This is a genomic window from Paraburkholderia sp. SARCC-3016 (assembly GCF_031119615.1).
Taxonomy (GTDB): Bacteria; Pseudomonadota; Gammaproteobacteria; order Burkholderiales; family Burkholderiaceae; genus Paraburkholderia.
In genome coordinates this window covers 178,022-190,599 of the sequence record NZ_JAVHZD010000009.1, presented here as the reverse complement: position 1 = coordinate 190,599, position 12,578 = coordinate 178,022, and the positions used below count along the sequence as shown (strand labels likewise).

At 63.6% G+C, this 12,578-nt stretch carries 10 protein-coding genes; 5 read left to right on the top strand and 5 right to left on the bottom strand.

Going from position 1 to position 12,578, the window contains the following annotated elements:
- Positions 1-108 precede the first annotated feature (108 nt).
- The 5 genes from QYH69_RS11665 to QYH69_RS11645 all read left to right on the top strand — a co-directional run bounded on the left by QYH69_RS11665 (position 109) and on the right by QYH69_RS11645 (position 5,914).
- Entirely contained in the window at positions 109-609 is a 501-nt protein-coding gene (locus QYH69_RS11665) for a MarR family winged helix-turn-helix transcriptional regulator (RefSeq protein WP_308832005.1), read from the top strand.
- Positions 610-678: 69 nt separating this feature from the next.
- On the top strand, positions 679-2,253 hold the full coding sequence (locus tag QYH69_RS11660) for an efflux transporter outer membrane subunit (protein WP_308832004.1): 1,575 nt from the start codon (positions 679-681) through the stop codon (positions 2,251-2,253).
- Between the two features lie 128 nt (positions 2,254-2,381).
- Complete coding sequence (locus QYH69_RS11655) at positions 2,382-3,632, top strand: HlyD family secretion protein (RefSeq protein WP_308832003.1); 1,251 nt, start codon at positions 2,382-2,384, stop codon at positions 3,630-3,632.
- Between the two features lie 61 nt (positions 3,633-3,693).
- Positions 3,694-5,259, top strand: coding sequence for a DHA2 family efflux MFS transporter permease subunit (locus tag QYH69_RS11650; protein ID WP_308832002.1), 1,566 nt, complete (start codon positions 3,694-3,696; stop codon positions 5,257-5,259).
- Positions 5,260-5,437: 178 nt separating this feature from the next.
- Positions 5,438-5,914 carry a cupin domain-containing protein gene (locus QYH69_RS11645; protein ID WP_308832001.1) on the top strand — a complete coding sequence of 159 codons (477 nt, stop codon included), beginning with the start codon at positions 5,438-5,440 and terminating at the stop codon, positions 5,912-5,914.
- Here QYH69_RS11645 and truB read toward each other — a convergent pair.
- From truB to rimP, 5 genes are all read right to left on the bottom strand, one after another.
- On the bottom strand, positions 5,904-6,929 hold the full coding sequence (truB, locus tag QYH69_RS11640) for a tRNA pseudouridine(55) synthase TruB (RefSeq protein WP_308832000.1): 1,026 nt from the start codon (positions 6,927-6,929) through the stop codon (positions 5,904-5,906). The two genes, QYH69_RS11645 and truB, sit on opposite strands and share 11 nt — an antisense overlap.
- Before the next feature lie 21 nt (positions 6,930-6,950).
- Positions 6,951-7,325, bottom strand: coding sequence for a 30S ribosome-binding factor RbfA (rbfA, locus tag QYH69_RS11635; protein ID WP_308831999.1), 375 nt, complete (start codon positions 7,323-7,325; stop codon positions 6,951-6,953).
- Between the two features lie 72 nt (positions 7,326-7,397).
- Positions 7,398-10,307 carry a translation initiation factor IF-2 gene (infB, locus tag QYH69_RS11630; protein ID WP_308831998.1) on the bottom strand — a complete coding sequence of 970 codons (2,910 nt, stop codon included), beginning with the start codon at positions 10,305-10,307 and terminating at the stop codon, positions 7,398-7,400.
- A gap of 166 nt (positions 10,308-10,473) precedes the next feature.
- Positions 10,474-11,949 carry a transcription termination factor NusA gene (gene nusA / locus QYH69_RS11625; protein ID WP_075157436.1) on the bottom strand — a complete coding sequence of 492 codons (1,476 nt, stop codon included), beginning with the start codon at positions 11,947-11,949 and terminating at the stop codon, positions 10,474-10,476.
- Positions 11,946-12,404: a ribosome maturation factor RimP gene (gene rimP / locus QYH69_RS11620; protein WP_075157437.1), complete on the bottom strand. Its 459-nt coding sequence runs from the start codon at positions 12,402-12,404 to the stop codon at positions 11,946-11,948. The genes nusA and rimP overlap by 4 nt, the downstream gene beginning before the upstream one ends.
- Positions 12,405-12,578 lie beyond the last annotated feature (174 nt).

Genomic DNA, 12,578 nt, shown 5'->3' with positions numbered 1-12,578 from the left:
CCCGCTTGTGTAACAACACACCCTTACCTAATCTGTAAGAACGCTTGCCATGTCAATTAAGCGTTCTTATAATCATGCCTAGTCAACCATTGCTGTCGCATAAGAAACATGACGGACCCGTCTTCCACGCCGCCACCCGAGATTCGCGACTATCAGCTCGCGGAAAGTGTCGGCTACCTGATTTCCCGCGTGAAATCGACGATGTCGAACATGGTCACGCAAAAGGCGATGGCCGAGCTCGGCATTACCAGCACGCAAGCCAGCATTCTGTTCATGGTCGCGAGCGGCAAGTGCCTGCTTGCCGCGGAGCTTGCGCGCGAGTACGGCATCGATGCGAGCGCGGTCACCCGTCTGGTCGACCGCCTCGAAAAACGCGGCCTTCTGACCCGCGTGCGCAGCAGCGAGGACCGGCGCGTCGTGCGCCTGGCGCTTACGGCGGAAGGCTGTGCGATTGCGGCCAGGCTGCCGGCCATCTTTACGAGCGTGCTGGATAAACTGCTGTCCGGTTTTACGCCCGAGGAGGTGGGCTTCCTCAAGAGCATGCTCAGGCGCGTGCTCGCCAATAACGTCGATTCAAACGGCATAACCCGTGACACGGCAAGCAATTGAGAGGCCAAGCCGCGGCAAAGTAGTTGCAGTGTCCATTACCAATATTTATTACAAGCAAGGGACGGATAAATGAAGTCGTACCTTTCGTTCGCGCCCGGCCGGCCGTGCCGGGCTGCTGCCGTTTCCGCCGCGTCGGTCGCGCTGACGGCAATGGCCCTCGCCCTGTCGGGGTGCGCGAACTACATCGGCATCAGCAGCGACAAGCAGATTGCCGCGCCCGCGCAATACGAGGCTACGCAAAGCATGCCGGACGAAGGCGGTGCGTGGCCGTCGCTCGACTGGGCCAATCAATTCGGCGACCCGCAGCTGCCGAAGCTGATCGACGAGGCGCTCGCCGGCAACCCGTCGGTCGCGCAGGCGCAGGCACGCCTCGAGAAGGCACAGTCGTATATCGAAAGCTCGCGCTCGGCGCTATTCCCGCAGGTCACCGGCAGCTATACGTGGACGCGGGAACGCTATTCGCCGAACGGCCTCTTCGTTCCGCCGATCGGCGGCAAGTGGGACAGCGAGAATAGCGTGATCGCGAACGCGACCTGGGAACTCGACCTCTGGGGCAAAAACCGCGCGAAGCTGCAAGCCGCGGTATCGAAGGAAAAAGCCGCTCAAGCCGAGATGCAGCAGGTGCGCGTGACGCTCGCGGCGTCGGTCGCGAGTACGTATAACCGGCTCGCGCAGCTGTATGCGCTGCGCGACATCGCGCAGCGCGAGATCCAGAACCGTCAGACTGTCGGTTCGATTACGAACGACCGCGTCGGCGCGGGGCTCGACACGAACGTCGAACGGCAGACCGCGAACGGCAACATCGCGACGAGCCAGTCGTCGCTGACCGACCTCGACGGCCAGATCACCGTCGTGCGCTATCAGCTGGGCGCGCTGCTCGGCAAGGGTCCGGACCGCGGTCTGCAGATCGCTCAACCCGTGCTGAACGCCGGCGACGCGGTCGCTCTGCCCGGCAACCTGCCGGCCGATCTCGTCTCGCGCCGTCCCGATCTCGTCGCGGCGCGCTGGCAGGTCGAAGCGGCGCTGCAAGACGTCAAGGAAGCGAAGGCGGAGTTCTTCCCGGACGTGAACCTCGCCGCCACCTTCGGCTTCGACGCGTTCGGCTGGAGCGACCTCTTTCTTTGGGCAAGCCGCCAGGTGATGGCCGGGCCGGCGATTCATCTGCCGATCTTCGATGCGGGCGCACTGCGCGCCCAGCTCAAGGGCCGCTATGCGGACTTCGACCTCGACGTCGCGAACTACAACCAGACGCTCGTCAACGCACTGAACGACGTCGCCACCCAGATCAAATCGATCCGTTCGATCGACAAGCAGGAAGGCGACGCGCAACGCGCACTCGATGCATCGACGAAGGCGTATCAGCTCGCGGTGATCCGCTACCGCGCAGGCCTGTCGCCGCAACTGCAGGTGCTCAACGCCGACGACAACCGGCTCGCCGCCGAGCAGGCGGTGACGAACCTGAAGATGCGCCGCCGCGATTTGCAGATCGGCCTCGTGAAGGCGCTCGGCGGCGGCTTCGACGCGACGGCCGTCGGTCTCGCGGCACCGCCTGACTCGCCGGCCGCCGCCAGCGACGCAACCGAGGCGCAAGCGCGCACCGACAGCGCGACGACCGCCGCCGCTTCGGCGCAGATGGCGAACTGAGCCTGCCCGCAACGGGTTGCCCGTACATGGAAGCCCGATTGCGGCGCACCAGCTCCACCCGCCGCGCATCGAACACCACACGACACGCAAGCAACACATAAGAGACACGGAAGAATACGGAGTACATCATGAGCACGCCTCAACAACAACCCGCGCCGAATGCGCGCCCTTCGAACAACAGCGGCAAACGCAAACGGATGATGACGGTGCTTGTCGTCATCATCCTGCTTGCCGCGATCGGCTACGGCGCGTACTACTTCCTCGTCGCGCGCTTTCATGAAACGACCGACGATGCCTACGTCAACGGCAACGTCGTGCAGATCACGCCGCAGGTGACCGGCACCGTCATCGCGGTCAACGCCGACGACACGCAGACCGTCAAGGTCGGCGACCCGGTCGTCGTGCTCGATCCGGCCGATGCGCGCGTCGCGCTGCAGCAAGCCGAAGCGAATCTCGCCCAGGTCGTACGCCAGGTGCGCGGCCTCTATGTGGACGACAACCAGTATCAGGCGCAAGTGGCGCTGCGCGAGTCGGATCTGTCGCGCGCGCAGGACGATCTGCGCCGCCGTCTGACCGTCGCGCAGACCGGCGCAGTCTCGGCCGAAGAAATCTCGCACGCGCGCGACGCGGTCCGCGGCGCGCAGGCAGCGCTCGACGCCGCGAGGCAGCAACTCGCGGCCAACCGCGCGCTGACATCGAACACGACGATCACCAACCACCCGAACGTGATGGCCGCCGCCGCCAAGGTGCGCGATGCGTATCTGAACAACGCGCGCAACACGCTGCCCGCGCCCGTCACTGGCTACGTCGCGAAGCGCTCGGTGCAGGTCGGCCAGCGCGTAGCGCCGGGCACGCCGTTGATGGCGGTCGTGCCGCTCAACGGCGTGTGGGTCGACGCCAACTTCAAGGAAGGTCAGCTCCGGCATATGCGCATCGGCCAGCCGGTCGAACTGACGGCGGACATTTACGGTTCGTCGGTCGTCTATCGCGGCACGGTGGTTGGCTTTTCGGCCGGCACCGGCGCGGCGTTCTCGCTGCTGCCCGCGCAGAACGCGACCGGCAACTGGATCAAGGTCGTCCAGCGTCTGCCCGTGCGGATCGAACTCGATCCGCAGCAGCTCGAAAAGCATCCGTTGCGTATCGGCCTGTCGATGCAGGTCGATGTCGATATCCGGAACGACAACGGCGGACAGCTCGGCAATGCGCCGAACACTGTCTATCAGACGAAGGTCTTCGACAAGTACGGCGACGAAGCCGACGCGGAGATCGCGCGCATCATCGCGGAAAACGCGGGGCGCAGCGGCAGTGCATCGCAGAACGCCGCGGCATCTGCGCCGCACGGCACGAGCAAACGCGCGGCGGCGGCCAGTCTGATGTAAGACGGCTCGTTTCGTTTCAACGCCAGACCCAAGTCCACACAACACAGAGGCTTCCTGCTCAATGGCTCAGGCTCAAGCGCCGATCATTCACCCGCCGCTCGAAGGCGCGCAACTCGTGATCGGCACGATCGCGGTGTCGCTCGCGGTGTTCATGAACGTGCTGGATACGTCGATCGCCAACGTGTCGATCCCGTCGATTTCGGGCGACCTCGGCGTCTCGTCCGACCAGGGCACGTGGGTCATCACGTCGTTCGCAGTCGCCAATGCGATCTCGGTGCCGCTGACGGGCTGGCTCACCGACCGCATCGGTCAGGTGCGCCTGTTCATGGCGTCGATCGTGCTGTTCGTGATCTCGTCGTGGATGTGCGGCCTCGCGCCGACGCTGCCGTTCCTGCTCGCGTCGCGCGTGTTCCAGGGCGCGGTCGCGGGTCCGATGATCCCGCTGTCGCAAACGCTGCTGCTGGCAAGTTACCCGCGCGCGAAGGCGCCGATGGCCTTGTCGATGTGGGCGATGACCACGCTGATCGCGCCGGTCGCGGGACCGATTCTCGGCGGCTGGATCTCCGACAACATCTCGTGGCCGTGGATCTTCTACGTGAACATTCCGGTCGGCGCGCTCGCCGCGGCGGCCACGTGGGCGATCTTTCGCAACCGCGATTCGGTGATCAGGAAAGCGCCGATCGATACCGTCGGCCTCGCGTTGCTGATCACATGGGTCGGATCGCTGCAGGTCATGCTCGACAAAGGTAAGGACCTCGACTGGTTTTCGTCGACGACGATCGTCGTGCTCGCGTTGACGGCGATCATCGCGTTTGCGTTCTTTGTGGTTTGGGAATTGACTGCCGACCATCCCGTGGTCGACCTGTCGCTCTTCAAGCTGCGCAACTTCACGGGCGGCACCGTCGCGCTGTCGATCGGTTACGGGCTCTACTTCGGCAATCTCGTGCTGCTGCCGCTATGGCTGCAAACCGATCTCGGCTATACGGCCACCGACGCGGGCATCATCATGGCGCCGGTCGGGTTGTTCGCCATCCTGTTGTCGCCGCTGACGGGCAAGGTATTGCCGCGCACCGATCCGCGCTATATCGCAACCGCGTCGTTCCTCGTGTTCGCGCTGTGTTTCTGGATGCGCTCGCGCTATACGACCGGCGTCGATACGTTCGCGCTGACGGTGCCGACCTTGATCCAGGGCGTTGCGATGGCGGGCTTCTTTATCCCGCTCGTGTCGATCACGCTGTCGGGCCTGCCCGGCAGCCGGATTCCGGCGGCGTCGGGCCTGTCGAACTTCGTGCGGATCATGTGCGGCGGCATCGGCACGTCGATCTTCCAGACCGCGTGGGACCATCGATCGATTCTGCACCATACGCGGCTCGCCGCGCAGGCCAACCCGTATAACCCGACCTTCGATGCGTCGATCCAGCAGATGAACCAGCTCGGCTTGAGCCGAGAACAGGCGTACGGCCTTTTCAATTCGATGGCGACGCAACAAGCTGCGCAACTCGGTGTCAACGACCTGTTCTATATTTCAGCCGGCATCTTTATCGCGCTCATCGCGCTGATCTGGATCACGAAGCCCGAGCGTTCGGGCGGCGGCGATGCAGGCGCGGCAGCTTCCGCTGCGCACTGAAATTGACGCGACGAGGCAGTGACGCGCGCAGACGCGAATCGCCGCATTGCATGGCGAATTTACGTCATCGATAAAGTGACTCGATGGGACCGAGGCGGTAGATTCGCGTCATCGTTGCATCGTCGTGAACGACGGGCGCCGACACCCTCCCCGATCAGCCATTTGCAGGTCACTCATCATGAAAAAACACTGGACGAAAGCTTTCGCCGCTGCGAGCGCCACGCTGGCACTCGCAGCGCTTGCTCCCGCTGCCTCGCAGGGGCAGGAAAAAACGGAAGTTCTGAAGCCGGTCAAGGTAACGAAGCCGGAAATCAACGGCGCGATCTTCCAGCGAAAAGACGCCGTGCATGAAAACAAGGACGGCAACGCGACAACGGATGTGGTCACGTTCACGTCGAAAGACAACGGGTATCAAACGGGGCTTTATAAATCCGGGCCACTGCACGAGGTCATTTCGAAAGCGCCGGGCTATCCGTACAACGAGTTTCTCTACTTCATTTCGGGCGGCGCGACGTTTACGTCGGCGGACGGCTCGGTCGTCGCCGTTCACGCCGGCGAGGCCGTGAGCCTGCCGAAGGGCTGGATCGGCACGTTCGACACGAAGGGCTATACGAAGCTTTACGTCACGTATAACCCCGACGACATCAAGAAGTAGCCGCCGCTGCGACGATGAGCCGTTCCGGTGCGAGCACGCCGTCGGCCGCCTTTGCGACACCGAGCAGGCGCCCTTCTGTTGCCGCATAGACGCGCACGCGCGGCGCGCATGACGGTTCACGGCTCAGGTCGCCGCTTACCGTGCTGCTCACCGTGGTGCTTATGCCGTCGCTGATCGACAGATCGGCAAGACGCAGCCGCTGGCCGTGCAGGAAGCGGCGTGCCGCTTCGTCGTCGAGATGCACCGCGGGGAATGTCGAGAGCAACGTGTCGACGGGCTGCAGCCAGCGATCGAGTTCGCCCCGCGCCGCATCGCCTTGCGCCGCATCCGACAGCGCGTCGAGCGTCACCGCATGCTCGAGCGTCAGCGCGCCGACGCCGGTGCGTCTCAACGCGATCAGATGCGCGCCGCAGCCAAGCGCCGCGCCGATATCTTCCGCCAGCGTGCGCACATACGTGCCTTTGCTGCAGGTCACGCGAAACGCGACATCGGGCAGCGCGCATGCGATGGGCTCGAGCGCGTGAATCGTCACGCGGCGCCCTTCCCGTTCGACCGTCTGCCCGGCACGCGCGTATTCGTACAACGGCTTGCCGTCGCGCTTCAGCGCCGAATACATCGGCGGAATCTGCACGATTTCTCCGCGAAACCGCTCGAATGCCGCGGCAACACCCTCTTCGCTGCAATGCACGTCGCGCGTCTGCAGCACTTCGCCTTCGACATCGCCGGTAGTCGTTGTGATGCCGAGGCGCATCGTCGCTTCGTAAGTCTTGTCGGCCTCGAGCAGATCCTGCGAGAACTTCGTGGCCTCGCCGAAGCACAGCGGCAGCAAGCCCGACGCAAGCGGATCGAGCGTGCCCGTATGGCCCGCCTTTTTCGCCTGATAAAGTCGCTTCGCGCGAATCAGCGCGTCGTTACTCGACAGTCCCACCGGCTTGTCGAGCAGCAGCACGCCGTCGAGCGCGCGGCGCGGCACGCGCACGCGCTGCTGCGGTGCGGTCGGAGAAGCATTCGTCATATCGGCCAACGCGTGCAGAGGTCAGGCTTCCGGGTCTTCTTTCGCGCGATTCGCATTCGCTTCGTCGATGAGCCGCGACATCTGTACCGCGCGCTCGATCGTCTTGTCGTAGTGGAAGTGCAGCGTCGGCACGGTATGAATGTGCAGACGCTTGAAGAGCAGGTTATGCAGATGGCCGGCCGCATGATTGAGCGCGACCTGCGTTTCTTCGGCGTCGCCGGTCAGCGTCGTGAAATAGACCTTTGCGTGCGCATAGTCGGGTGTCAGTTCGACGCTCTGGATCGTGACGATTCCGATGCGTGGGTCTTTGACCTCGCGTAGCAATTCGGACAGGTCGCGTTGAATCTGGTCCGCGATCTGCACATTGCGATTGGGGGAAGTGCGTTTTTTCGGCATGTTCAGTCAGGCATAAAAACAAAGGGCGGAGCGGCTTTGCGCCCGCTCCGCCCCGGTAGCGCGGCGCTCCGGTTACAGCGTACGCGCGACTTCGGTCACTTCGAAGACTTCGAACTGGTCGCCTTCGACGATGTCGTTGAAGTTCTTCACCGACATACCGCACTCGAAGCCCTGGCGCACTTCGCGGACGTCGTCCTTGAAGCGTTTGAGCGAATCGAGCTCGCCGGTGTGAATGACGACGTTGTTGCGCAGCACGCGCACCGACGACGTCCGTTTGACGATGCCGTCCGTGACCATACAACCTGCCACCGTGCCGACCTTCGGCACCTTGAACACCTGACGCACCTCGACCATGCCGGTAATGACTTCGCGCTTCTCCGGCGCGAGCATGCCCGACATCGCCGCTTTGATCTCATCCACTGCGTCGTAGATGATGTTGTAGTAGCGGATGTCGACGCCGTTCGTCTCGGCCAGCTTGCGCGCCTGCGCATCGGCCCGCGTATTGAAGCCGACGATGACCGCCTTCGACGCCGTCGCGAGGTTGACGTCCGATTCGCTGATGCCCCCGACCGCGCTGTGCACGATCTGCACGCGCACCTCGTCGGTCGACAGCTTGAGCAGCGCCTGCACGAGTGCTTCCTGCGAACCCTGCACGTCGGCCTTGACAATAAGCGGCAGGTTTTGCACTTCGCCTTCGCCCATCTGCTCGAGCATGTTCTCGAGCTTCGCGGCCTGCTGCTTCGCGAGCTTCACGTCGCGGAACTTGCCCTGGCGGAACAGCGCGATTTCGCGCGCCTTGCGGTCGTCCGGCATCACGATCACTTCTTCGCCGGCTGCCGGCACTTCCGACAGACCCTGGATTTCCACCGGGATCGATGGACCCGCGGACTTCGTTGCCTTGCCCGTTTCGTCGAGCATCGCGCGCACACGGCCGTAGGCGCTGCCCGCCAGCACGACGTCGCCGCGGTTCAGCGTACCGGACTGCACGAGGATCGTCGCGACCGGACCCTTGCCCTTGTCGAGCTTCGCTTCGATCACGAGGCCCTTCGCAGGCGATTCGACCGGCGCCTTCAGTTCCAGCACTTCTGCCTGCAGCAACACGTTCTCGAGCAGATCGTCAATGCCCTGGCCCGTCTTCGCCGACACCGGCACGAACGGCGAATCGCCGCCGTACTCTTCCGGCACGACGCCCTCCGCGACGAGTTCCTGCTTCACGCGATCGGGATTCGCTTCCGGCTTGTCGATCTTGTTGATCGCGACGACGAGCGGCACACCGCCCGCCTTTGCATGCGAGATCGCTTCCTTCGTCTGCGGCATCACGCCGTCATCGGCCGCAACGACCAGAATGACGATGTCAGTTGCCTTCGCACCGCGCGCACGCATCGCCGTGAACGCTTCGTGACCCGGCGTATCGAGGAACGTGATGACGCCGCGCGGCGTTTCGACGTGGTATGCGCCGATATGCTGCGTAATGCCGCCCGCTTCGCCAGCCGCCACTTTCGCGCGGCGAATGTAGTCGAGCAGCGAAGTCTTGCCGTGGTCGACGTGACCCATCACCGTGACGACCGGCGGACGCGGCAATGCTTCCGCATCGCTGACTTCGCCTTCGATCAGCATCGCCTCAGGATCGTCGAGCTTCGCCGCCACCGCATGGTGGCCGAGTTCCTCGACGACGATCATCGCGGTTTCCTGATCGAGCATCTGGTTGATCGTGACCATCTGGCCGAGCTTCATCATCACCTTGATGACTTCCGACGCCTTCACCGACATCTTGTGAGCGAGGTCGGCGACCGTGATGGTTTCCGGCACGTGCACTTCGCGCACGATCGGTTCGGTCGGCGCCTGGAAAGTCGTGCCTGCATCCTGATGCTTGCCGCGTCCCTTCGGACCGCCGCGCCAGCCGCGATCGACGCCGCCGCTCGTGTCGCCACGCGTCTTGATGCCGCGGCGCTTGGCTGCGTCGTCCTGCCAGCCGCCGGGCTTGCCGCCCGGGCCGCGTTTCTTGTCGCCGGCAGGCGCCGTCGAGGGCGTCGTGGTCGATGCCGGTGCTGCTGCCGCAGGCTTCTTCGCCGCCGGACGCGCGGCTGTTTCGCCGGCCGGACGCGCCGGCTTATGCAGCGTGCCCTTCGCCTCGGCCGCCTTCGGCTGCTCGGCGGGCTTCTGCGGCGCCGGTTCCGGCGCCTTCGCCTGGGCCGCCTTGCGCGGCGTGTTCATCATTTCGCGAATCGCACGCGCTTCGGCTTCGGCGGCCGCACGGCGCTTCGAAATTTCTTCCTGCTCGGCACGCGCCTTTTCGGATGCGGCGCGTGCCGCGTCCTCGGCCTTCTTCGCCGCTTCGCGCTGCGCCGCGCGTTCCGCTGCGGCGCGCTCGTCTTCCTGTTCGGCGGCACGCTCGGCTTCCGCCTGTTCGCGCGCCGCCGCCTCGGCCATCGCGGCCGCACGCTTCTTCGCGGTTTCCTCTTCCGCGCGCTGGCGCTCGGCCTCGGCCGCGTGCTCGCGCGCCTGGCGCTCGGCCTCTTCGCGCTCGAGCCGCTCCTGGCGCTCTTTCAGTTCCTGAGCCTGCTTCTCGAGCAATTCAGCCTGCTGACGCGCTTCTTCCTCGCGACGCTGCAGTTCGAGGTCTTCGGCCTCGGCGGCAGCCGCTGCATGAGCCGCGGACTGTTCGTTCTGCTCGGCCGTCTCGTCGCGGCGCACGAACGTGCGCTTCTTGCGCACTTCGACCTGAATGGTACGAGCCTTACCCGTCGCGTCGGACTGCTTGATTTCCGACGTGTGCCGTCGCGTGAGCGTGATCTTGCGCTTGTCGGCGTCCTGAGAGCCGTGCGACTTGCGCAAGTGGTCGAGCAGACGCGCCTTGTCGGTTTCCGACAAAGCATCGTCCTCACTCGCTTTCTGGACGCCCGCTGCCTGCAGCTGCTCGAGAAGCACGCCTGCAGGCATTTTCAGTTCCGCGGCAAATTGGGCTACGTTGTTACTCGCCATTCATTCCTCTTAGTGCAAGGACCGATTCCTTGCGGTTAGCATCGGGTCGTGCGGCCATAAGACTTCAGATCAGGCTTGAATCGCAATTTCAAGAATTGCGATTCAACTACGCCTCGCATCGAAGCCGGCCGCGTTCAGGTCAGTGGTTCATGGTCATGTCACTCTGTCACTGAAACCAGTGTTCACGGGCCTTCATGATCAACGCCTTGGCGGCGTCCTCTTCCATGCCGGTCATCTCGACCAGCTCGTCTACTGCCAGTTCTGCCAGATCGTCGCGCGTCTGCACCTGATGTTCGGCGAGCTTTGCGAGCAGATCGGCGTCCATGCCCTCGAGGCTCTTCAGATCGAGCGCAACGCCCTCGACCTTCTCCTCGTTCGCAATCGCCATGGTCAGCAACGCGTCGCGGGCGCGGTTACGCAATTCGTGCACCGTGTCTTCGTCGAACGCTTCGATCTCGAGCATCTCGTTGAGCGGCACATAGGCAATCTCTTCGAGGCTCGTGAAGCCTTCGTCGATCAGGATGTCGGCAACTTCCTCGTCGACATCGAGACGCGCCATGAACAGGTCGCGCAGGACACTGCGTTCCTGATTCTGCTTTTGAGCAGACTCGTCCGGCGTCATGATGTTGATCTGCCAGCCGGTCAATTCGCTGGCAAGACGCACGTTCTGGCCGCTGCGGCCGATAGCGACCGCCAGCTCGTTTTCGTCGACGACGACGTCCATCGAATGCTTTTCTTCGTCGACGACAATCGACTGGACGGCTGCCGGCGCGAGCGCGCCGATCACAAACTGGGCGGGATCCTCCGACCATAGCACGATGTCGACGTTTTCGCCACCGAGCTCATTGCGCACGGCCTGCACACGCGAGCCGCGAATGCCGACGCACGTGCCGATCGGATCGATGCGCTTGTCATAGGCGATCACGCCGATCTTCGCCCGCACGCCGGGGTCGCGTGCGGCGGCCTTGATCTCGAGCAGCCCCTGTTCGATCTCGGGCACTTCCATTTCGAACAGCTTCATCAGGAATTCGGGCGCGGTGCGCGACAGCTCGATTTGCGGGCCGCGCGCCGTGCGATCGACCTTCGCGATATACGCGCGCACGCGGTCGCCGACGCGCAGGTTTTCCTTCGGAATCAGCTGGTCGCGGCGCAGCAGCGCTTCGACGCGGCCCGATTCGACGATGAAATTACCTTTATCGAGACGCTTGACCGTGCCGGTCATGATGCTCTCGCCGCGCTCGAGGAAGTCGTTCAGGATCTGCTCGCGCTCGGCATCGCGAACCTTCTGCAGAATGACCTGTTTCGCAGCCTGGGCGCCGATGCGCCCAAATTCGATCGACGGCACCGGCTCTTCCAGAAAGTCGTCGATCTCCGCATCGGGTTTCTGCTCGCGCGCCTCGAACAGCAGGATTTCCTGGTCCGGCTCCTGCAGGCCCGCCTCGTCCGGCACCACACGCCAGCGCCGGAACGTTTCGTGCTCGCCGCTTTCACGGTCGATATGGACGCGAATGTCCGCGTCCTCGTCGAAGAGTTTCTTGGATGCCGAAGCGAGTGCCGCTTCGAGTGCGGCAAATACGACGTCCTTGTCGACGTTCTTCTCGCGTGCCAGCGCATCCACCAGCATCAACACTTCGCGACTCATTGTTTGCGGCTCCTAAAGTCAACTTTCGGAACGAGGCGTGCCTTATCGATATCCGCGAGCGTGAAATCCAGCATCGCGGCGCCTTCCTTCCCTTCAAATTCAAGACCGATCGTCTCGCCCCGCGGAGCATGCACGATGCCCCGGTACGATTTACGTCCGTCCAATGGCTTTTTCAACGTGATCACTGCCTCGCTGCCCGCGAAGCGTTCGAAATCCGCCAGTTTCTTGAGCGGCCGGTCGAGACCCGGCGACGATACTTCGAGCCGCTCGTAGTCGATGTTCTCGACCGTCAGGACGTGCTGCAGCTGACGCGTGACCTTTTCGCAATCTTCGATCGCGATGCCGGCAGGCTGGTCGATAAACACGGTCAGCATGCCGCGCCCGGTGCGCTCGAGATCGACGAGTTCGTAGCCAAGGCCTACGACCGTCGTTTCAATCAGTTCCGTCAGTTGCACAAGTGCCCTCTAGATGTTCGCGCGGCGCGCCTGCCGGGTTGCCACGGGGGGTTGCCACGAAGCTGCCGTCGAACACCACCACAGGAACACCGCCGCAGCGGGCCGCGCCAGGCCGGCGCGCTTATTCGCGCGTTATTGCATGTCGTTTTGCACGTAATAGCGCGCTGTTGCCTT